Origin of the sequence: Arthrobacter sp. 08Y14, from assembly GCF_002929455.1 — a bacterium.
Taxonomy (GTDB): Bacteria; Actinomycetota; Actinomycetes; order Actinomycetales; family Micrococcaceae; genus Arthrobacter_B; species Arthrobacter_B sunyaminii.
On the sequence record NZ_PJIX01000004.1, the window covers coordinates 12,278 to 32,343 of the forward strand.

The following is a 20,066-nucleotide window of genomic DNA, read 5'->3' on the forward strand; positions in this document are numbered from 1 at the left end:
TCGCCGAGCTGCGCCTCAGTGCGCGGCACCGAGACGTGCGCTCGTGATACGGGGGCGCGAGATGGGCGACGACGGGCTCCCGCTGGCCAGCAACCTTGAGGCATTCGCTGTGGTGTGGCCGTGCCGCACCATCACCACAGCCTAGACATGGGTTCGGACGTAGCGGGAGCCAGCCACACTCCCGCCACACCTCTGGCCCCGCCCGATCCCAGGTGCATAGACTGATGACGCCGTCTGAATGCACCAAACAGAGGAGCAGCATGCCCACGATCGCCGAGACCGTCGTCCACAACCTCGCCGTCAACGGGATCCAGCGGATCTGGGGAGTGCCCGGCGATTCCTTGAACGCGGTGACCGAGGCCATCCGCCGGGAGAAGGGCATCGAGTGGATGCTCACCCGGCATGAGGAGGAGGCCGCGTTCGCTGCCGCGGGGGAGGCGGCGCTGACGGGCGAGCTCGCGGTGTGCGCGGGCAGCTGCGGCCCCGGAAACATGCACCTCATCAACGGGCTCTACGACGCGCATCGCAGCCGGGTTCCCGTGCTCGCGATCGCCTCGCACATCCCGAGCGACGAGATCGGCAGCCAGTACTTTCAGGAGACCCGGCCCACCGAACTGTTCCGCGACTGCACGGTCTTCTGCGAGATGGTGCTGAGCCCTGAGCAGATGCCGCGGCTGCTGGAGATCGCCATGCGGACGGCCATCGAGAAGCGGGGCGTCGCCGTGCTCGTGATGGCGGGCGATACCGCTCTTGAAGACGCCGCGGACGAGCGCGTCTTCACAGTCCGCCGCACCGACCCGGTCACCGTGCCCTCCCCGGCGGAGCTGCAGGAGGCCGCCGCCACGCTGAACTCCTGCGGGAACGTGACCATCCTGGCGGGCGCCGGCGTCGAGGGGGCACGCGAGGGGGTCCTCGCCCTCGCCGACGCCCTGGCCGCGCCGATCGTGCATGCCCTCCGCGGCAAGGAATTCATCGAACACGACAACCCGTTCGACGTCGGCATGACCGGGCTCCTCGGCTTCGCGTCGGGATACCGGGCGATGGAGGACTGCGACGCGCTGCTGATGCTCGGCACCGACTTCCCGTACCAGCAGTTCTACCCGAAGAAGGCGAAGATTCTGCAGGTCGACATCCGCGGTGAGCAGCTCGGCCGCCGCGTGCCGCTCACCCAGGGCATGGTCGGCGGGGTGCGGGAGACGGCGTCGGCCCTGCTGCCGCTGCTCGAGCGGAAGTCGAACCGCACCCACCTCGAGAAGTCCCTGGACCACTACCGCCGCACCCGCAGCCAGCTTGACGACCTCGAGAAGCAGGGCCCGGGCACCATCCATCCGCAGCACCTCGCCCACCTGATCGACGAGCTCGCGGACGACGACGCGGTCTTCCTGCCCGACGTCGGCACTCCCGTCATCTGGGCGTCCCGGCACCTGCACATCGGCGCGCGACGGCGCCTGATCGGCTCCTTCTGGCACGGCACCATGGCGGCGGCGACCCCGCTCGGCATGGGCGCCCAGGCCGTGGACCGGAACCGGCAGGTCGTGGTCCTCGCCGGCGACGGCGGCCTCGCGATGATGCTCGGTGAGCTGCTGACCGTGGTGCAGCATCGGCTGCCGATCAAGATCGTCGTGTTCGACAATGCGGCGCTCAGCTTCGTCGAGGTGGAGATGAAGGCGGCGGGTCTCGTCAACTTCGGCACCGGGCTTGAGAACCCGGACTTCGGTGCGGTCGCGCAGGCGGTGGGAATGCACGGCGAGAGCGTGACGCGCCCGGAGGACCTCGAGAGCGCTCTGCGCCGTGCGTTCGCGTACGATGGCCCCGCGCTTGTCTCCGTCGCGGTGGAGCGGCAGGAGCTCTCCATGCCGCCGAAGATCGAGGCGAAGCAGGCCACGGGCTTTGCGGTCTACGCGATGCGCACGGTGCTCGCCGGCAACGGCCGCGAACTCATCGACCTGGCAAAGGCCAACGCACGGCAGCTGCTCTGAGATCTCGTTTCTGCTGCGGGCCCGGAACTGTCTATCAGCTGACGGGCCAGCAGCAGGCACAAATCGATTCAGCCGAGCGCCCGGCTAGTTGTCATATGGGCTATTGATGACGCTTTTAAATATGGCAGGTGGGATACGCTGAGCCGGTCGTCATTTCCAGGGGGAAATAAATGAACCGTCCGCATCCGGTCGCCGGAATGTTCGCTGCCACGCTAGTGCTGTGGCTTGTATCCATCGGCTGCACACTATTCGCCGCTTTCACAGTCGGGATTAACCCGAACGCCGGACTCGCCGGCCAGCCGTCGCTGCTGGCAGTCTTCGCGGCCGTGGCCGCCGTAGGCGCCGGTGTCTTTGCCATATGGACTGGATGGCGGGCCTGTCGAGCTCTGGATTATCTGGTGCGCACCGCGAGGTGACTAGTTAGCCACCACTGCTGGTTGCGAAACAGACACCGCCCATCTTCATGTAAGTGACCAATAGCAACTGCTGTTCGCATGGCATGTTTACCGGAGGACCCTTGAAGTATTTAAAGATTGTTGTCGTTGCTACGCTCAGCGCCCTGCTGTTCACTGGATGTAGTGACACGGGTCCCGTGCCAGTGGATAAACCGGTTGTGGAGTCTTCAGCATCCAGCACAGCGGCATCCGCGCCGTCACAAGACGGCACAACATCCCGTCCATTCGATTTCGGAACGCTAGCTACCTCTTCTGCCAACAGCAGGTGGGATGTGACCGTGACTGAGACGGTAACGACTGGCGGTGCGGCGCAGATTCTCGCTGAGGACTCGTACAACGAGGTCAAGGACGGTTGGGACTACGTGCTCGGCCGGATGACCTCAGTGGTGAATGAAAGCCTTCCAATTGCGGATGCCGGTGAACCTATGTCCCCGACATCTGTTATGCCGGTATTCATTGGTAGCGACGGACGGATTTACGACATATGGAATGACGACAACTCAGCCGTCGTGATGGAAGAGGGATGGGTCGGGCAGCCCGACATTATTGCCAAGACAGGGATTGCATCTACCGGCCGCTTCGCTATCCAGGTGCCAAGTGCTGCTATTCCCGGAGGCCAGTTCGCGACACGTAACCAGGTCAATGGAACAGTTCTCTACTTCGGGGAACCCGCTAAGTAGGACGGCCAAACAGACCGGAGGCCAGGGAACCGCCTGCATCCCGCCGCTCACCAAATCCCCGACCCAGCCCCTCGCGCCCTACCCGCGCTTGAAGAGAACGAACTCAATTTCGTCGGCGCGGACTTTACGCGAACCCTCCAAGCGTTCAGTGGCCTGCTCTGCCCAGGAGCCGGCCACCGCACAGTAGCGGGCGTAGGTGTCCGGAAACCATGCAGCCTTCGGAGCGCCGGGCCAGACATCGGACAAGTTGTGGGCAACTACCTGATCGAGGATGAGGTAGCGGGGTGGGACATCTTGGCCTTGGGCAAAGTAGAGGAACTTGGTCGAGAAAGCAGGGCCGAGCCACGGAATGCGTCCGGCACCTCTGTCCGTGGTCAGCACGCCGTAGACGTCCTGTGCAGACTCACCGTTCCTGACCGCTTGCCAAGCATCAACCAGCAGCTCTCCGGCCCGGTCCTGATGGGCGGCGAGGGCGTTCAGCCGCTGATGCAGGCGTGGGGCCCGGCCGCCAAGGCCCCAGGCGAGTGAATAGTACAGAAGCTGGAAAGCGTTCGGCGGGGTGATCTCACGGCCGCCCAACTCGAATACATCGCCGCGGGAAACTTTCGTGACACCCGGGCCGGCCAGTGCACCTTGCAGCGGCGGCAGCCCGCGAGTGCTGAGTGCATCCTGCCATCGGTCGCCGTTGACAGCGATAGCGTGGCCCAGGACGGCATCCTCCCCGGGAAGAGCGGCGAAAAGATCTTCGGGCAGGGGTGCATCAGCATTGATCATGGCGTGACTCTACGGGGTAAATCGCGGGTTTACCGGCGACTCACCAACACAGGAGGCCGGCGAATCAATGCCAGTCGGGCAACGGCCGCGCGTGGGCGCTGAGAGCGGTGGCCATCGGCCTGTTCCTACCGCCCGGATTGCTGCAGCACCGGTTCCCGGCGACGCCCCCTACGGAGCAGGAGCCTCAGCGCCGTCGACCCCCGCATCGCGTGCTGCTGCCACGGCCTGCGCCCGGGTGGTGACACCGAGCTTACGGAAGATGCCCGAGACCACGTTGCGCACCGTTTTGACCGAGAGCACGAGCACGTCAGCGATATGTTCGTTGGTGCGGCCCCGGCTCATCAGGCCCAGCACATCCCGCTCGCGCGGCGTGAGCTGCGGGAACGGCTCCGGCGGGCGCAGTCCTGCACGCAGGCCCTGGGCGACCTCCGGTGCGATCGTCATACCGCCGGATTCCACGGCGTCCAGTGCGGCCCGGATTTCCGCATGGCCGGCGCCTTTGAGCAGGTAACCGCTCGCTCCTGCCCGCAGCGCCGCAAGCATGGTTGCCGGTTCGTCCACCATTGTCAGTGCCAGAACCCGGACTAACGGATGCTCGGCCACGATGCGCCTCGTGGCCTCCACGCCGCCCATGCCCGGCATCGACAAGTCCATGACCACAATGTCGGGTTCGAAGGCCGCCGCCAGCATCACCGCCTCCTCTCCGCTCGCCGCTTCGGCAACTACCTCGACTCCGAGCTCATCGAAGAGGGCCCGCAACCCGTCCCGGTAGACCGGATGGTCGTCACACAGCAGGACTCTCATACGCGTGCCAATCTCAATCCGGAACAGGGATCCGGGCGCGGACGGCGGTGCCCGCGGCACTGCTGGTGATGGACAGTTCTCCGTTCAGCTCAGCGACGCGCTGGTGCATCGAGGCGAGCCCGACGCCGGCGCTGGGCTGGGTGGGATCGAACCCGGTCCCGTCGTCGACGACCTCCAGATGCAAGGCATCTCCGTCCGCCGTCAACCGGATATCCACGGCGGAGGCGCCGGCATGCCGTACCGCGTTGCCCGCCGCCTCCGCTGCAAGACGATAGACCGCCACCTCGACCGCTGCCGGCAGAGATGTCGCCGCCATCGCCGTCACCCTCACGCTGGTTAGTCCCGAGAGCCGGACAGCGAGTTCGTTGAGGGCACCTGCCAGCCCGAGGGTGTCGACGGCGACAGGGTGCAGGTCACGGGAGATCCGGCGAAGAGCGGTGACGGCTTCGCTGCCGGCGGTGCGTGCCTTGTCCAGGGACTCGCGGGCGCGCTCCGGTGAACGGTCCAGGGCCAGGCCGGCGACGTCTGTCTGGGCGATCACCGCAGCGAGCAGGGGTCCTACCTCATCGTGCAGATCACGGCGCACGCGCCGTCGTTCCTCCTCCCTGGCCACCGCCAGCTCCGCGCGGGAACGGCGGACGTCCGCCGCGAGCCGTGCTGAGCTGAGCACCGCGGCGATCGACGGTGAAACCGCGTCTATTTCTTCAGCAGCGTCTCCGGCCAGCTTCGGCGTGAGGAGGAACCCCTCGAGCCGGCCCAGGTGAAGGAGCGGCACCCGGTGGTGGCCCGGATCGCCGTCGGAGGCCACGACGTTTTCACCGACCTTGATGGCGAGGCCCGAGAGGCCAAGGTCGCGGGCGACTTCAGCGAGCGTCGCGTTCAGGGCGCTGGAGGGATCGGCTGCGCCGTCGAGCTGGGGGCCCACCGAGCGGAGGGTGCGCGAGCCCGTGCCGACCGCGGTGAGGGACAGTGCGACCGGCAGGAGGGGGAGGGTGAGCACCTGAATCAGGGGCGACCATTCATTCGCGGCTGCTCCCACTGCGATTCCTGCGAGGCCCGCAACGGCTGCGATCAGTACCGGCAACGCCTGCCGGCGTCGGGCGGGACTTGTCAGCTGCAGCGCCAGGAACGCTGCCGCGGTGAAGGCGGTGCATGCGGTGAGCAGGACGCCTGTCAGGGACAGGGCTGGAGAAAAAGGAAGCTCGAGGGGGTTGGGGTACTCGACGCCTTCCTCCACCGTGACCGTTGGCAGTGTTGCGAATCCGAGTGCCATCACCGCGGTGCTGAGGACGGCGGCAAGCTTTATAAGCCGGGAGGAACTCCGCCAGCGCGCAGCCCTCAGCACGCCCAGCGTGTAGGACAAACCGACGGCGCTGCCCCAGGCCCAGGTGCATATCCAACCCGCGGTGACGGACAGGGGCGAGCCCGCCACCGCCAAACCACCAGTCGCGGCCGCCACACTCCATGCTGCCGCGATGGTCAGGACAGCCCCGGCCGGGCGGCCGCGGACCGTCCAGATGGCCGCAAGCACCGTCCATGACAGAGCCGCCACCGTGTCCTGCACCAGGTTTGACGTGAGTGCCCGCTCAGGACCCACGACGACGACTGCTCCGGCTGCGCCCACGGTCAAAAGGAAGCAGACCGTGGGCCCTGTCAGGGCGCGAAGGCGGCGGGCGGTTGGCTGGTTCATAACGCCTCGATGGGGACGTTCGTTTAGGCATCAGTGTGAACGCTTGCCGGTTGCGGAGCAAGGGAAAACACTTTGTAGACCGCCAGCGCGATCAGGGCGGCGACGAGTGGTATCTGGGTGAGTGCGACGACGGGACCTAGGCCGGCGGTGAGGAACCCTAGAACAACTCCGGCGAGCAACAGCAGGGGCATCCACCGGGGAGCTGACTTGGCGATCAGCAAGCCGATGCCCATGACGATGAGTCCGATGCCGAACAGCGGAACCGACCAGTACGAGACCACCAAACCCGCCGGGCCGTCTTCCAGGTGCAGGAGGGTTTGCATGGAGGCCCCGTGGTCGAGCCCCGGGGCCGTTGCTCCCCAGGCGGCGTAGCCCTGGACCGCCTGGCTGACGGCGTTGAAGAAGGTGCCCACAGCGGCGATGGCCGCGCCCGCGCGCGTGACAGTTCCGCCCAGTCCGGCTACCAGCCAGAACAGGGGAAGCAGCAGGTAGGCGCCGGCGGTGGTGAGGAGGCGGGAGAGGATGAGCTGGTCGCGGTATTCCAGCATCAGGGGAAAGGCCGTGGCAGGGTCACGGCCCAGATTCGGCAGGAGCGCCTGACCGGTAACAAAAAGGATTGGAGCGGCGAGGGCCGCTGCGAGCAGAAGGATACGTGTTGGTGTCATGTGCTGATGCTGGCCCGGGCCGTTCCCGGGCGGACAGAGGCGCAGGTCCCGGTTTGTCACCGTGCTTCGATATCACTGTCAGTGCGCCGGTTTCCGCACCAGGGGCAGGATGCAGCATGACGGGTTCCTAGCCCAGAAGTTCCTTCACCGCCTTGTCGATGAAAGCGGTGTCAGCGGGGTTGCTGCCGCCGTCGGCGAGGTGCCCCCCGATGCCGGGAATGACGCGCACTTCGGCCCGTCATTTAGGTGCCGGCAGGACGCTGGCCCATCCGCCTTTGGGCGACTAGCCAGGTTATCGCCCAATATGCGGCTGGTGTCAGCGCCAGCAGCGAAACGGCAGCCAGGGGAATGGCGGCACTTGCTGTCCACGTAAAGAGCGGAACTAGCAGCGACAACGTGAGAGTAAACATTCCAATGGCTGCAAGATATTTTGAAGAGTTTTCCGCTCTCATAAGATCAGCAACCGCGAACGTGCCCGCGCATAAGGATGCAAGCGCCGCAAAAACCGACAGCGGAATTAAGCCGTTCGCGCCAACAAAGACGGAGCCGATCGAGAAAAGTGCAGCCACCAGGATGGTGGTCCCAGTTGAAAGACCCCGAAATTTCTGACGACCCATGGGTGACGCCTCCTTCCTTACTGCGATTGCAGTTCTTCGCGCTTTTTCGCAAGCTCGCAGATTTCATTCCATTCGGAGGCAGCAACGCTAACAAGGATCAAAACTGCGGGCAAAGCGCAAAGTTTCCCGCCTGCGGGCACGGCGCACCAATGAACCGAATCACCGGTTCATCACGGAGAGCGGCAGGTAGGCGCTGACAATCCAGTTGGGTGCGTCAACAACCTCGCTGATCTTCAGGTCCACGATGACCGAGGACAGCAGATATGCCTCATGGGGTTCAACGCCGTAGGTGAAGCACAGGTGGCCGATCATGTGCCGGAGGGCGTCCCGGGCCGTCCCCAGAAGATCCGGCCCCACCCCGGTGGTGGCGTAGTACCCCTGGTCCTCGATGCCCGGCCGGAGCGGTCCTGACGTCTGGAACTGCGGTGACGGAATGGAACGTCCCTGGTGCAGAGTCACCTTCAGCGTTCCGCACAGTGGTGCTTCGATGGCGGTGACGCACACTTCCCCGTCCCCCTGGGCGGCATGGGGGTCGCCGAACATGAGGCGGGCGCCGGGAAGGCGGACGGGCAGGAAGATCTTGGTTCCCCCCACCAAGTCGCGGATGTCCATGTTTCCGCCAAAGTTTCCCGGAGGCATTAAGGGCAGGGGATCCTCCGTTGCGGGCGTGCACGCCATCACCCCGAGGAAGGGCTGCAGGGGAACGGCTGCTATGTCAAGGAACGCGGTGGTGGGGCCGGTGGACAGATCCCATTTGTAGATGAACGCCTCCGTGAAATCATCCGGCAGGAGGCCGGCGCCGGGGCGGCTGGCAGTGAATCCCCAGCCCAGAGGGGCGAACTCGAGCGGCTCGATCTCCAGCACGTCACCGGGCCGGGCGCCGTTCACCGTGACCGGCCCGCGCAGGGGTAGCTTCGGGCGGGATCACCGTCGGGGATGGGATCCGTTGCGGTAGTCGTCCAGCTGCCCGTCCGCTGCGTCCCTGCCCTCAAAACTGATGGTGTCACCGCTGCTGATCGTCAGGACCGGATCATGCCGGGGAGTCCACAGGCGGTTGTAAATGTCCAGTACTTCGTGGTGCCCCATCGATGTATCGCCGCTTTCTCTTGTTGTCTGGTGCTGGGGGAAATGATGAAACGTCCGCGAACCGAATGACCCGTCCCTCCTTGTGGATGAAGCAACGGAAACCCTGCTGCCCTGGCCGAGAAGCGCCGCATCCGCTCCTGGTCCACGGCAGGGTCGCTCCCGCCATCGGCTCCCGGGCGCTGCTGCTGCAGGTGGCCATCAACCTCCTGCACAACGCGTTCAGCCACCATCTGCCCGACGGCGGCACGGTGCGGGTGTGTGCTGAGTTGCACCCCGGTAGCGTCGAACTCGTGGTGGAGAACCCGGGTAAAAACTATCGTCCGAACTGGTCTCGACGCATGCCGAACCGTTCCAGTGCGGCACGAAACGCGTGCTCGGATCAAGCCGGCGTCGGTTTGGTACTGAGCATCGTTCGGAGCATTGTCCAGGTGCATGACGGAGCCCTCACCATCACCGCACGGCGCTAGGGCGGACTCCATATCTCTGCGGTGATGCCCCTTGGGGATTTGGCTAGGACAGGGTCAGCGCCGCAATGTCACATGGCGAGTGAAGCGGTTTCCTCGGAGCGGGCAGCCTGTTCATTGAATCCCGACCCGGATGTTACCGAGCATGGCCTATCCGATTTCACTGATTGTGACAATAGACACAGATAACTCTGGTGTTTAGATCCTGTAAAATATATGATGCTGAAAGTGGGTCAGCGGCTTCAGGTTGCATGCGGCTCGGCTGCACCCCCAGCGGCCGGTCGCATCTGCATACGGAATGAAACGTGTCTGAACCCGCACGGGGGTGTCCTGATTTGATGAAGTAAGGAGCCAGTTTCCATATGCTAAAAACCGCGAGATTATCTGCTGCCTGTGCAGTCACCATGTCGCTGGGTCTGGCGGGGTGCGCCGCTCCAATGGAGGAGTCGTCGCCGAACGTGGTCCTGACCTTTGCGGATGGGTTTTCTGAGAAGCATCCGCTCGGAGCCGGGACGGTCCAGCCGTTTCTGAAGTACCTGGAGGAACACGGTGAGGCGGTCGGCATTGAGATCCGGCGGCTGCCTCCCGGAACCATTGGATCGACCAAGGATCATCTGACGCTCATGCGGACCGGGGTCGTTGATATGGGGCAGATGGTCCCTTCCAACCAGCCGACGCAGCTGCCGTTGTCCGCTGTGGCCGACCTGCCGGGAATCAGTGATGATCCCTGCGCAGCGCTGGACGCCCTGATGCCGATGATGCGGGAGGGCGGCATCCTCTACGAGGAGGAATTCAAGGCAATGGGGGTGCGCCCCCTCTTTACCATGCCGATCGTTGGCTACGAAGTGGTAACCAAGGGCAAAAAAGTTGAATCCGCTGCGGATCTGGAGGGCACGCTGCTGCGTTCGGCAGGCGGAGTTTCGGATCGTGTCCTCAAGCATTACAACGCGGCGCCCGTCAACATTCCGGGTTCCGACATCTACGAGGCCATATCACGGGGCACAGTCACCGGCGCCCTGATGGCACCCCTGAGCATCCCTGAATACGGCTTGCAGGACGTGGTCCACTACGCCACCGACGGCGCAAACCTGGTTAACCTGACAAGCGGGTTTGGAATCAGCATTGAAACATGGGAGGAGCTGACGCCGGAACAGCAGGAGGTCTTCGACGGTGCCTCCCTGCTGGCCCAGACCGAGGGCTGCCAGGCACAAATCGATGCCGACGAAAGGATGGATCAGGTCCTGGTCGACGCGGGTGTGGAGCTGACAGAGATTACGCCGGAACAGCGCGAAGCCTGGATTGACCGACTGGAGCCGGTCCACGAGGAGTGGCTGTCCGTCCTGGAATCGCGTGGATCGCCGTCACGCGAGGTCTACGCGGAATTCCAGCGCCGGCTGAAGGAGGAGCAGTCATGACCAGCATAGTTGTCCACCCCTTCCGGCAGGGCGCGGCGGAGCGGACCCGCTTCGGCTACCTGACCGGGGAGTATCCGCGTCTGGAACGCATGCAGAACACCATCTCCGCTGTGTGTGGCTACGCGGCAGGCCTGGCCATCACAGTGATGGTCGTGCTGACCCTGGTCGACGTCGCGGGACGCACCCTCTTCGACAGTCCGCTGGGCTGGACGGTGTCCTTCATCGAAACCCACCTTATGCTCGCTGCCGCCTTCTTTGGAATGGTCGCAGCGTACCGAAGCGGCGCGCATGTCGCCGTGGCATCCGTCTACAACCGCTTCTCCCTGCGGATCCAAAAGCTTCTGATGCTGATGAGCCATAGCATCGTGGCGCTGGGGTTCACCGTGCTTCTGATTGCAGGCACACAGGACACACTCTTCGCACTGGAGACCGGGCAGCAGGCCCTCCCCGGCGGCGCGGACCTCCCCATCCCCGCCGCCGTCTGGAAGGCATACATCCCCATCGCGTCAGCGCTGGGATTGGTGCTGGTCCTCGTGGACCTCTTCCGCGAACTGCTCAGCCCGTGGGACCAGCCCAGCACCGACTACGACCCGGGTGACCTGGTCGAGGACGTACTGCCCGATTCCCCGCCGCCGGCACCCCAGCCCTCCGCGGACCGCTCCCCGTCGCCCACTGAGCTGATGGCCAACTCGAAGGACGCCAGATGATAGCCCTGCTCATGATCTTTCTGCTCATTGCCCTGATTGTCTGCAGGGTGCCGGTCGCCTTCACGATCATCTTCACCGGTTTCGTTGGCCTTCTTGCCATCATGGAACCGGGAGCGGTGTTCGGAGTCCTGATGGTGGCCCCGGCTGATGCTGTGCAGAGCTTTTCGCTCTCCGCCATTCCGCTGTTCATCTTTATGGCCCACCTGATGCTGCAGTCCGGACTGGTGGACAAGCTCTTCGCAGCGGCCCAGGCGCTGCTTGGACGCACCCCGGGCGGCACCGGCGTCGCGTCCACCGTTGCGGGCGTCGCCTTTGCCGCGGTGTCGGGCTCGTCGACAGCCTCCGCCGCGACACTCGCCCAGACCACCTCCGTGAAGATGATCGAGGAGGGATATAAGCCGACGACGGCCACGGGCATCGTCGCCTCCGTGGGCACGCTCGCGGGCATGATCCCGCCGAGCATCATCCTGGTGTTCTATGCGATCACGGCGGAGGCTAATGTCGGCGACATGATCATTGCCGGATTCGTTCCCGGTCTGATCATCGCAGCCGCACTGCTCCTGACGATGTACATCACCATGCTGCGCGACCCGGAGGCCATGCCCAAGGGTCAGCGCGTTGGATGGATGGACAAGATCCGGCAGAGCAAGGGTGCTATTCCGATCGTCCTGATCTTCGGCGCGGTGATCGGCGGCATCTACTTCGGCATCGCCACCCCCACGGAGGCCGCGGCGATCGGGTGCCTCTCTGCCTTCGTTCTGCTTTTGCTGAGCGGCAAGATGACCGTGCAGGGCCTGTTGGGCGCGGTGATCGAAACCGTGAAGTCGAGTTCGATGATCTTCGCGATCATCATCGGCGCGTTCATCTTCGGCCACTTCATCACGGAGACCGGGGTAACTGACGAAATCGTCGGCTGGGTGGAATCCCTCGGCGTGCATCCCCTGGTGATCATGTTCTTCATTACGGCCTTCTATGTTGTCCTGGGCTTCTTCATGGATCAGGCGGCGATTGTGGCGCTCACCGTGCCGATCATGCTGCCCGTGGTGGAAACCCTCGGCTACGACGCGATCTGGTTCGGCATTTTCGTGGTGCTGATGGGCGAAATCGGCCTGATCAGCCCGCCCCTGGGCCTGAACGTGTTCATCGTCGCCAAGACCGCCAAGCGGCCGACAGAAGAGGTGTTCAGGGGAGCTGTTCCCTACATCATTTCAATGATTGCGGTTGCGATCCTGTTCATCCTGTTCCCGGGCATCGTGACCTGGCTGCCCAACACCATGTAGGTGTGTCCGGCAGGATGCCGTCCCCCGCGGCATCCTGCCGGACTGCACCGAGGTATCGAACAACAAACAACAAAAGAAGGCCTGGGGCGGGTAGCTTGGCTACCCGCCCCAGGCCTTCTTCTATGTGGGGGTCCTGACGGACGCACCGCGTGCCGGCCGGAATCAGCTCCTGCGCCAGCTGGCAAGCAGCTCGCCGACATCCAGCAGATTCTCATCCGGTGTTGCCGGCGGCCGGGCCGGCGTCCGGCTGAAACGTGGTGCCGGCGCGGGCTGGAGAGCTCCGTCAAGCTCGGCATAGAGACCGCGCTTGTGGTGGCGCTGCGCTGCCTCGTCAAAAGTCAGAACGGGGCTGACGCAGGCGTCCAGGGAATCGAAAATCCCGGCCCATTCGCGCATGGTCCGCTCTTTGACGGCCTCCGAGATGCGCCGGCGCAGTTCCGGCCACGATGACTCGTCGTTCTGGTCCGGCCACCCGTCCGTATCCACGCCGAGCCCGGAGAGGAACTGCCGGTAAAAGTCGGACTCCAAGGCTCCCACGGCAAGGTACCGGCCGTCGGAGCATTTGTAGGTGTCATAGAACGGCGCACCGGAATCGATAAAATTCGTGCCGGGGAGGTCGCTGAGCAGGCCGGCGGCCCGCAGGCCTTGAAGCTTGGCGGTGAGCAGCGCGACCCCGTCCACCATGCCGGCATCAACCACCTGTCCCTCTCCGGTGGTGCGGGCCCGGAGCACCGCGGAGACAATACCGAAGGCGGCCAGCAGGCCTCCGCCCGCATAGTCGCCCAGGAGGTTGAGCGGAGGCTTCGGGCGCAGGCCCTCCCCGCCCATGGAATGCAGCGCCCCCGACTCGGCCAGGTAATTGATGTCATGGCCGGCGGTGGCGGCGAATTCGGAGTCCTGCCCAAAGCCGGTGAGCCGTGAATAGACAATCCGGGCGTTGGCCTGCAGGAGCGCTTCAGGGCCCAGGCCCAGGCGCTCAGTGACCCCGGGCCGGAAGCCCTCCATAAAGACGTCGGCCTCAGCCGCCAGCTCGAGCACCCGGGAAACACCCTCGGATGACTTCAGGTCCAGGGCAATGGAGCGGGTGCCCCGATTCACCACGTCCTGCCGGGCCGTGAACTCAGCAGTCTGGCCCAGGGCGCGGGCGAGGCGGTGCGGCGGGCGGTCGACGCGCACGACGTCGGCACCGAGATCGGCGAGCAGCATGCTCGCAAAGGGGCCCGGGCCGAGGCCTGCCAGGGCCAGGACCCGAACGCCCTCCAGCGGCCCGGGCATCAGTGCAGCGTTCCCACGCCGCCGTCGACCGGCAGCACCGTGCCCGTGACGTAGGAGGAACACGGGGCCGAGAGGAAGACCGCCGCTCCCGCAAGGTCCGTCGGCTTTCCCAGCCGTCCCATCGGGACCCGTCCGAGGACGGATTCCTCCCCGTCGCGTTCAACCGTTCCGGCCACCATCTTGCTCGGGTAGATGCCCGGAGCAATGGCATTGACCGTGATGTTCTCCCGGGTCAGCCGTTCGGCCAGCACCTTGGTCAGATGGTGCACGGCGGCCTTGGAGGAGGAGTAGGCGTAGGTTTCATGCGGGGAGAGGGCAAAACCCTGGATCGACCCGACGTTGATGATGCGGGCCGGTTCCTCCACTGAGGCTGCAGCCCTCAGCAGGGGCAGGAGGGACTGAATGAGGAAGAAGACGGACTTGACGTTGATGTCATACACCTTGTCCCACCCGGCCTCCGGGTACTCATCGATGGGGGCCGCCCACATCGTTCCCGCATTGTTGATCAACACGTCCAAGCGGGATTCCAGACGGGAGAACGAAGCGGCCAGCGCCTGCGCCGTCGCCGCGTCATTCAGCTCCCCGGGAAGGGGCAGGCAGGTCCCGAAGGCGGACAGCTCGGCGGCGGCTTCCTCGCACCGCTGGACGTTCCGCCCGCCGATGTAGACTTTGGCGCCCGCCCGGACCAGGCCCTCGGCAATGGCCCGTCCGATGCCGCGGGACCCGCCGGTGACGAGCACCACCTTGCCCCGCACGTCGAAAAGCCCGGCGATATCCATTGGTTCAGTTGCTGCTGACATATTCACTCTCCTGTGTGTAAATGACGCCGGAAGCCAGAAGCTCCTCGACCTCTTCCGGCGGGCAGACCTCCGCTGCGATCTCGAGGGTATGTTCGCCCACCCGCGGAGCCGGCAGGTCCCGGTGGGGCCGTTCGCCGTCGAACCGCCAAGGCGGGCGGACCTGCGCCACGCCGTCCGTTTCGGGCTCGTACAGATCGAGCCATTTCATCTGCGGGTCCTCCTGCAGGGAGGAAATCGTGTGGACCGGCGAGAAGGGGACATCGTGTTCAATGAGCCGCTCCTCCCATTCCGCGGCGGGACGGGTCGCCAGGGTTTCCGCGAGCATCGGAGCCAGTTCGAAGTAGTTCCGGACGCGGTCCGCATAGTTGGCGAACCGCTCGTCCACGGCCAGATCCTCCCGCCCGATGGCGTGCAGGAAGCTGCGCCAGAATTTCTGGGAGGAGGAGAGGTGGACGGTCAGGAAATCCTCGGTCGCCGTCCGGAAGACGAAGTTGTTTGCCTGCGGGTGGCGGCTTTGGCGGTGCGGGTCCTTCTTGCCGTCCTCGTAGTACTGGGTCACTGAATCCACGGTCACAGTGCTCATGGCCTCTGCGATGGAGGTTTCGACGTGCTGGCCGCCGGCCCCCCGGCCCCGGGCCACAAGGGCGGCCAGGATTCCGGCCGTGGTGGACAGCCCGGTGACCAGGTCGGCCAGGCATGTGCCGGTGAGCTGCATGGCTCCCTTGTCGCTAAGCAGTGAGATCATTCCGCCGAAAGCCTGGCCGATCATGTCGTAGGCGGGGCGCTGGGCCAGCGGCCCGTCATTCCCGAACCCGGTGACGGAGACATAGACCAGGTCCGCGCGGAGTTCGGTGCATGCGTCCCGGCCCAGCCCCAGGGCATCCATTTTTCCCGGCCTGAGGTTCTCGACGATCACGTCGGCGGTCGGGATCAGGCGCCGGACGAATTCGATGCCCTGCGGGTCCTTGAGGTCCACGGCGGCGGAGCGCTTGCCTCCGTTGTACTGAATGAAGTACGGACTTTTGTTGTCCACTCCGCGCCGAAAATCCTCACCCACTACCGGGCGTTCAATCTTAATGACCTCCGCGCCCAGTGACGCGAGGAGCGACGTCGCGTACGGAGCGGCGATATACCCGCCAAATTCCAAGACGCGGATTCCTGCCAACGGCTTTTCCTGCATCGCTGCCCTCTTTCCCCTACGACGATTTCCCTGCGACGACCAGCGCCAAGACCAACTATGTACGATATTTTTCACTTCGCACAGCCGAACCATCTGCTTGCTAGTACATCTTATATTATGTACGATCAACGGCAAGCGGCCTGAGGAGGCAAGATGAAACCACTACGTTCACTGCTGTTTGTGCCGGGACATCGCGGCACCTGGGTGGAGAAGGCGATCGCGTCGGGAGTCGACGGTCTCTTGATCGACCTCGAGGATTCCGTCCCGGAGTCCCATAAGACGGAGGCGCGCGACGTCGTCGCGGCATCGATCCGCCGCGTGCGGGACAGCGGTTCCGATATTCCGATTTACGTTCGGGTCAATGCGCTGGAAACCGGGATGACCGGCGATGACATTGAAAAGGTGGCAATCCCCGGACTCACCGGATTTGCCCTGCCGAAGACCTACGGCGCCCGTGACGTCATGCACGCCGATGCCCTCGTCACCCACTACGAGCGCCGCAACGGCGTCGAGGAGGGGACGATCAAGTTCATCCTCAACTTCGAAACCGCGGAGGCGTACGCGGATTGTGACGCGATGGCCATTGCGTCACCGCGCGTGGAGGCGCTGTTTGCCGGGACCGCCAGAGACGCCGACGTCTCCCGGTCCCTCGGCTTCCAATTCACCCCGGGCGGCCTCGAGACGATCTACCTCCGGAGCAGGATCATCCTGGCCTCCCGTGCCGCCGGGCTCGAATTCCCGCTCGTTGGCGTATGGCAGGACCTCGAAGACCACGAGGGCGCGCGGAACTTCTCCGTGCAGAACCGCCAGCTCGGCTTCCGCGGCCAGGTGCTGATCCACCCCTCCCACGTGGCCCTGGCCAACGAGGTATTCAGCCCGACCGAGTTCGAGGTGAACTTCTACCGCGGGATGATCTCGGCCTTTGAAACGGCCGAGGCTTCCGGCGCCGCAGCGGTCCGCTATGAGGGCATGCACATTGACTACGCGCACATCAAGACCGCCCGCGAGGTGGTGGCCTACGCCGATCAGCTCGCCGGTGCCGGCGCCGCCGGGACGAAGTGAGCGCAATGGTTGCTTCCCAGGCGTTCGCCGCCGGCGCTGCCCCGGCCTGGCGGCCGGCTGCCGACCGACGGAAGCGAAGCCGGCTGCTGGCGGCCATGCACCGATGGGGCTTCGACAGCTTGGAGGACCTCCATGGCCGAGCCGTCCAGGACCCAGAGTGGTTCTGGCGTGCTGTTGTGGAGGATCTTGACATCGAGTTCTCGGCGCCGTTTGACGCTGTCCTGGATGCCGGCAAAGGCCACGAATTTCCCGTTTGGTTCCCCAACGGCCGCATCAACGCGGCACAGCTCTGCGCGCACCGCCACGCCGACGGGCCGATAGCGGATAAGGAAGCGGTGGTGTACGAGGCCGACAACGGCAAGCGCCGCTCCCTGACATACCGGGCCCTGGATGAGCAGGTACGGGCATTCGCCGCGGGCCTGGACGAGCTGGGCGTCCGCCGCGGGGACCGGGTTGTCCTGTTCATGCCCGTGGTTCCCGAGGCCACCGTCGCCTTCCTCGCCGCTGCTCGGATCGGCGCCATCGCGGTCCCGGCCTTCACCGGGCTGGGCGTGGAGGCACTGGCCGTGCGCCTGCGGGATTCCGGGGCCGCGGTACTGATTACGGCCGACGGCACCACGCGCCGGGGCAAGACGATCGACCTGAAGGCGACGGCGGACGCCGCGGTCGCCGAGGCGCCGAACATCAGCACCGTCGTCGTCGTCCGCAACCTCGACAGTGCCGTGCAAATGACCGCGGGACGTGACGTGTCCTGGGACGATGCGCAGGGCGACCCCGGCACCAGCGTCCTGGCGGACACGGAATCCAACGACCCGCTGACCATCATCTACACGTCCGGCACCACGGGATCCCCCAAGGGAATCGTCCTGTCCCACGCAGGGTTCCTCGTCAAGGGTGCCACGGACTTCGCTTACGGATTCGACATCCACCAAGACGACGTCATCGCGTGGATAGCGGACATGGGCTGGATGCTCGGCCCCCTCCTGATCATCGGTTCCCTCCAGCTGGGGGCCACTGTGGTCATGACCGAAGGGGTTCCGGATTATCCCACGCCGCAGCGGCTGTGGGAGGTCGCAGAGCGGAACAAGGTCACCTTCCAGGGCGTTGCCCCGACGGCGGCGCGCCTGGTCCGTTCACACGATGAACCGGTCCGGGCCGACATCGGCACCATCCGGTCATTTGCCTCCACGGGCGAGCCCTGGGACGACTCCACCTGGCACTGGCTCTTTGACGAGGTGGGCGCAAAGCAGCGGCCGATCGTCAACTACACCGGCGGCACGGAAACGGGCGGCGGAATCCTGGTCGCCTATCCCTTCCTGCCGATGTCAGCAGGGGGATTCAACGGTCCGCTGCCGGGGATGGACGCAGCCGTGCTGGACGAGACCGGCCGGCCCGTTGCGGGAGAGCACGGCCAGCTCGCGGTGCTGAACACGTGGCCGGGCATGACCCATGCCTTCTGGCAGGACCGGAAACGCTACCTCGAGACCTACTGGAACCGCTGGCCAAAGGTCTGGGTCCAGGGCGACCTCGCCAGCGTCGACACGGAAAACGGCTGGCGCCTTCACGGCCGGTCCGACGACACCATCAAGGTCTCCGGCCGGCGGGTGGGCCCCTCCGAAATCGAAACGGCACTGCTGAAGGACGCCCGGATCCTCGAAGCCGCCGCCGTGGGGGTGCCCGACGAGCAGCGCGGCCAGCGGGTCGCTGCGTTTATCGTGCTCCGCCAACCGCACGGCGACCTCACCGACATCACGGCCACCGCCGTCGCGAACGTCGGCCGGTCCTTCGCACCCTCGCTGCACTTCGTCGGCTCGGTGCCCAAGACCAAGAACGGCAAAATCATGCGGCGCGCCATCCGGTCGCGGTTTCTGGGGACAGACCCCGGCGACCTGTCCGCGCTTGACCCCGCAACACCCATGACAGACATTCCAACCCTTAACCCAATTGGAGCAGAACAATGACCGTCGTTGATCATGACCGCGTGGCCGCCCTCGACGAGGTGCGTCAGCACGCCCGGCAAATCGCCCAGGGCTTCGACCACGAGTACTGGGCCGACAAGGACGCCACCGGGACGTACCCCTGGGAGTTCGTCCGGGCCTTCGGCGACGCCGGGTGGCTCGGCGCCATGATCCCGGAGGAGTACGGCGGCCTGGGCCTGGGCCTGACCGAATCCTCCATCATGCTGCAGGAGGCGGCCCGCTCCGGCGGGGCCGCCGCCGCCTCGGCCCTGCACTTCTACATCTTCCCGCCGGGCCCGGTCATCCGGCACGGCTCCGAGGAGATGAAGCGTGAATTCCTGCCGCAGATCGCCAAGGGCGAGCTGCTGATGGCCTTCGGCGTCACCGAACCCAGCGCCGGCGTGGATACATCCCGCATCACCACCAAGGCAGTCAAGGCCGACGGCGGCTGGGTGGTGAACGGCCACAAGATCTGGATCACCAACGCCCAGAATGCCCAGCGGATCCTCCTGCTGGCCCGGACGTCGCCGCGGAACGAGGAAAAACCCTTTGAGGGCATGACCCTGTTCTTCACCGAACTTAACCGGGAACGAATCCTGGTCCGTGAAATCAAGAAGATGGCCCGCTCGGCCATCGACTCCAACGAACTGTTCATCGATGACCTGTTCATCCGCGACGACCAGGTGGTCGGGGAAGTGGGCAAGGGTTTCTCCTACCTGCTCGACGGCCTGAACCCGGAACGCATCGTCGTCGGCATGGAGATGACGGGCCTGGGCCGCGCGGCCCTGGACATGGCGGTCCGGTACGCCAACGAGCGGGTGGTGTTTGACCGCCCGATCGGCAAGAACCAGGCCGTGGCCCATCCGTTGGCGGACTCGTGGATCCGGCTCGAGGCGGCGGAAACGATCTGCCTCAAGGCGGCGGAGCTGTACGACTCGAAGCTGCCCTGCGGCCGCGAGGCGAATGCCTCCAAGTTCCTGGGCAGCGAGGCCGGCTTCCAGGCCTGCGACCGGGCCATGCAAACGTTCGGCGGGTATTCCTACGCGAAGGAATACCACATTGAGCGCCTGTGGCGTGAGTCCCGGCTGTTGAAGGTGGCCCCCGTCTCCCAGGAGATGGTCCTCAATTACGTATCAACCAAGGTCCTCGGCCTGCCGAAGTCCTACTGACAGGGA

At 65.0% G+C, this 20,066-nt stretch carries 20 protein-coding genes; 10 read left to right on the top strand and 10 right to left on the bottom strand.

The annotated features are described in order from the left end of the window. Positions 1-260 precede the first annotated feature (260 nt). The 3 genes from poxB (at position 261) to CXR03_RS15905 (ending at position 3,114) form a co-directional block, all read left to right on the top strand. On the top strand, positions 261-1,979 hold the full coding sequence (gene poxB, locus CXR03_RS15895; RefSeq protein ID WP_104104734.1) for a ubiquinone-dependent pyruvate dehydrogenase: 1,719 nt from the start codon (positions 261-263) through the stop codon (positions 1,977-1,979). Between the two features lie 170 nt (positions 1,980-2,149). Continuing rightward, complete coding sequence (locus tag CXR03_RS15900) at positions 2,150-2,395, top strand: hypothetical protein (RefSeq protein ID WP_104104735.1); 246 nt, start codon at positions 2,150-2,152, stop codon at positions 2,393-2,395. A gap of 317 nt (positions 2,396-2,712) precedes the next feature. Continuing rightward, positions 2,713-3,114, top strand: a complete 402-nt coding sequence (locus tag CXR03_RS15905) for a hypothetical protein (RefSeq protein ID WP_146070541.1) — start codon at positions 2,713-2,715, stop codon at positions 3,112-3,114. Positions 3,115-3,192: 78 nt separating this feature from the next. Here the strand turns inward: CXR03_RS15905 and CXR03_RS15910 are convergent, their stop codons facing one another. The 7 genes from CXR03_RS15910 to CXR03_RS18375 form a co-directional block, all read right to left on the bottom strand. Further along, on the bottom strand, positions 3,193-3,888 hold the full coding sequence (locus tag CXR03_RS15910) for a hypothetical protein (RefSeq protein WP_104104737.1): 696 nt from the start codon (positions 3,886-3,888) through the stop codon (positions 3,193-3,195). 168 nt (positions 3,889-4,056) lie between these two features. Beyond that, positions 4,057-4,692 carry a response regulator transcription factor gene (locus tag CXR03_RS15915; RefSeq protein WP_104104894.1) on the bottom strand — a complete coding sequence of 212 codons (636 nt, stop codon included), beginning with the start codon at positions 4,690-4,692 and terminating at the stop codon, positions 4,057-4,059. A gap of 13 nt (positions 4,693-4,705) precedes the next feature. Continuing rightward, on the bottom strand, positions 4,706-6,382 hold the full coding sequence (locus tag CXR03_RS15920) for a sensor histidine kinase (RefSeq protein ID WP_104104738.1): 1,677 nt from the start codon (positions 6,380-6,382) through the stop codon (positions 4,706-4,708). Between the two features lie 23 nt (positions 6,383-6,405). Next, complete coding sequence (locus CXR03_RS15925; RefSeq protein ID WP_104104739.1) at positions 6,406-7,047, bottom strand: hypothetical protein; 642 nt, start codon at positions 7,045-7,047, stop codon at positions 6,406-6,408. Between the two features lie 242 nt (positions 7,048-7,289). Then, complete coding sequence (locus CXR03_RS15930; RefSeq protein ID WP_104104740.1) at positions 7,290-7,664, bottom strand: hypothetical protein; 375 nt, start codon at positions 7,662-7,664, stop codon at positions 7,290-7,292. Between the two features lie 159 nt (positions 7,665-7,823). Then, entirely contained in the window at positions 7,824-8,570 is a 747-nt protein-coding gene (locus CXR03_RS15935) for an acetamidase/formamidase family protein (protein WP_104104741.1), read from the bottom strand. Positions 8,571-8,588: 18 nt separating this feature from the next. Then, a complete protein-coding gene (locus tag CXR03_RS18375; protein WP_181034656.1) occupies positions 8,589-8,750 on the bottom strand; it encodes a hypothetical protein in 162 nt (53 codons plus the stop codon). Positions 8,751-8,815: 65 nt separating this feature from the next. Here CXR03_RS18375 and CXR03_RS15940 point away from each other — a divergent pair, with 65 nt between their 5' ends. The 4 genes from CXR03_RS15940 to CXR03_RS15955 all read left to right on the top strand — a co-directional run bounded on the left by CXR03_RS15940 (position 8,816) and on the right by CXR03_RS15955 (position 12,616). After that, on the top strand, positions 8,816-9,217 hold the full coding sequence (locus tag CXR03_RS15940) for an ATP-binding protein (RefSeq protein WP_181034657.1): 402 nt from the start codon (positions 8,816-8,818) through the stop codon (positions 9,215-9,217). A 359-nt stretch (positions 9,218-9,576) separates the two neighbouring features. After that, positions 9,577-10,629, top strand: a complete 1,053-nt coding sequence (gene dctP / locus CXR03_RS15945; RefSeq protein WP_104104743.1) for a TRAP transporter substrate-binding protein DctP — start codon at positions 9,577-9,579, stop codon at positions 10,627-10,629. Further along, positions 10,626-11,336, top strand: coding sequence for a TRAP transporter small permease (locus tag CXR03_RS15950; protein WP_104104744.1), 711 nt, complete (start codon positions 10,626-10,628; stop codon positions 11,334-11,336). The genes dctP and CXR03_RS15950 overlap by 4 nt, the downstream gene beginning before the upstream one ends. After that, positions 11,333-12,616: a TRAP transporter large permease gene (locus CXR03_RS15955; protein ID WP_104104745.1), complete on the top strand. Its 1,284-nt coding sequence runs from the start codon at positions 11,333-11,335 to the stop codon at positions 12,614-12,616. Before CXR03_RS15950 ends, CXR03_RS15955 begins: the two co-directional genes overlap by 4 nt. Before the next feature lie 162 nt (positions 12,617-12,778). Here CXR03_RS15955 and CXR03_RS15960 read toward each other — a convergent pair whose 3' ends face one another. From CXR03_RS15960 to CXR03_RS15970, 3 genes are read right to left on the bottom strand one after another with little or no spacing between them, the layout of a single operon-like run. After that, positions 12,779-13,891 carry a CaiB/BaiF CoA-transferase family protein gene (locus tag CXR03_RS15960; RefSeq protein WP_104104746.1) on the bottom strand — a complete coding sequence of 371 codons (1,113 nt, stop codon included), beginning with the start codon at positions 13,889-13,891 and terminating at the stop codon, positions 12,779-12,781. Further along, complete coding sequence (locus CXR03_RS15965; protein WP_258073714.1) at positions 13,891-14,691, bottom strand: SDR family oxidoreductase; 801 nt, start codon at positions 14,689-14,691, stop codon at positions 13,891-13,893. Before CXR03_RS15965 ends, CXR03_RS15960 begins: the two co-directional genes overlap by 1 nt. Next, on the bottom strand, positions 14,675-15,871 hold the full coding sequence (locus CXR03_RS15970) for a CaiB/BaiF CoA-transferase family protein (RefSeq protein WP_104104748.1): 1,197 nt from the start codon (positions 15,869-15,871) through the stop codon (positions 14,675-14,677). The genes CXR03_RS15965 and CXR03_RS15970 overlap by 17 nt, the downstream gene beginning before the upstream one ends. A gap of 153 nt (positions 15,872-16,024) precedes the next feature. On the opposite strand from CXR03_RS15970, the gene CXR03_RS15975 reads away from it, so the two are divergent. From CXR03_RS15975 to CXR03_RS15985, 3 genes are read left to right on the top strand one after another with little or no spacing between them, the layout of a single operon-like run. Next, the gene (locus CXR03_RS15975; protein WP_104104749.1) at positions 16,025-16,933 is read left to right on the top strand and encodes a CoA ester lyase; all 909 of its coding nucleotides are present in this window, start codon (positions 16,025-16,027) and stop codon (positions 16,931-16,933) included. A gap of 5 nt (positions 16,934-16,938) precedes the next feature. After that, on the top strand, positions 16,939-18,894 hold the full coding sequence (locus CXR03_RS15980; protein ID WP_104104750.1) for an AMP-binding protein: 1,956 nt from the start codon (positions 16,939-16,941) through the stop codon (positions 18,892-18,894). Continuing rightward, positions 18,891-20,060, top strand: coding sequence for an acyl-CoA dehydrogenase family protein (locus CXR03_RS15985; RefSeq protein ID WP_104104751.1), 1,170 nt, complete (start codon positions 18,891-18,893; stop codon positions 20,058-20,060). Before CXR03_RS15980 ends, CXR03_RS15985 begins: the two co-directional genes overlap by 4 nt. Positions 20,061-20,066 lie beyond the last annotated feature (6 nt).

Excerpts from the sequence above, each read along its gene's own strand:
- poxB (WP_104104734.1), top strand. The coding sequence starts at position 261 with ATGCCCACGATCGCCGAGACCGTCGTCCACAACCTCGCCGTCAACGGG.
- CXR03_RS15900 (WP_104104735.1), top strand. The coding sequence starts at position 2,150 with ATGAACCGTCCGCATCCGGTCGCCGGAATGTTCGCTGCCACGCTAGTG.
- CXR03_RS15910 (WP_104104737.1), bottom strand. The coding sequence starts at position 3,888 with ATGATCAATGCTGATGCACCCCTGCCCGAAGATCTTTTCGCCGCTCTT.
- CXR03_RS15915 (WP_104104894.1), bottom strand. The coding sequence starts at position 4,692 with ATGAGAGTCCTGCTGTGTGACGACCATCCGGTCTACCGGGACGGGTTG.
- CXR03_RS15920 (WP_104104738.1), bottom strand. The coding sequence starts at position 6,382 with ATGAACCAGCCAACCGCCCGCCGCCTTCGCGCCCTGACAGGGCCCACG.
- CXR03_RS15925 (WP_104104739.1), bottom strand. The coding sequence starts at position 7,047 with ATGACACCAACACGTATCCTTCTGCTCGCAGCGGCCCTCGCCGCTCCA.
- CXR03_RS15930 (WP_104104740.1), bottom strand. The coding sequence starts at position 7,664 with ATGGGTCGTCAGAAATTTCGGGGTCTTTCAACTGGGACCACCATCCTG.
- CXR03_RS18375 (WP_181034656.1), bottom strand. The coding sequence starts at position 8,750 with ATGGGGCACCACGAAGTACTGGACATTTACAACCGCCTGTGGACTCCC.
- CXR03_RS15940 (WP_181034657.1), top strand. The coding sequence starts at position 8,816 with ATGACCCGTCCCTCCTTGTGGATGAAGCAACGGAAACCCTGCTGCCCT.
- dctP (WP_104104743.1), top strand. The coding sequence starts at position 9,577 with ATGCTAAAAACCGCGAGATTATCTGCTGCCTGTGCAGTCACCATGTCG.
- CXR03_RS15950 (WP_104104744.1), top strand. The coding sequence starts at position 10,626 with ATGACCAGCATAGTTGTCCACCCCTTCCGGCAGGGCGCGGCGGAGCGG.
- CXR03_RS15955 (WP_104104745.1), top strand. The coding sequence starts at position 11,333 with ATGATAGCCCTGCTCATGATCTTTCTGCTCATTGCCCTGATTGTCTGC.
- CXR03_RS15960 (WP_104104746.1), bottom strand. The coding sequence starts at position 13,891 with ATGCCCGGGCCGCTGGAGGGCGTTCGGGTCCTGGCCCTGGCAGGCCTC.
- CXR03_RS15965 (WP_258073714.1), bottom strand. The coding sequence starts at position 14,691 with ATGTCAGCAGCAACTGAACCAATGGATATCGCCGGGCTTTTCGACGTG.
- CXR03_RS15970 (WP_104104748.1), bottom strand. The coding sequence starts at position 15,871 with ATGCAGGAAAAGCCGTTGGCAGGAATCCGCGTCTTGGAATTTGGCGGG.
- CXR03_RS15975 (WP_104104749.1), top strand. The coding sequence starts at position 16,025 with ATGAAACCACTACGTTCACTGCTGTTTGTGCCGGGACATCGCGGCACC.
- CXR03_RS15980 (WP_104104750.1), top strand. The coding sequence starts at position 16,939 with ATGGTTGCTTCCCAGGCGTTCGCCGCCGGCGCTGCCCCGGCCTGGCGG.
- CXR03_RS15985 (WP_104104751.1), top strand. The coding sequence starts at position 18,891 with ATGACCGTCGTTGATCATGACCGCGTGGCCGCCCTCGACGAGGTGCGT.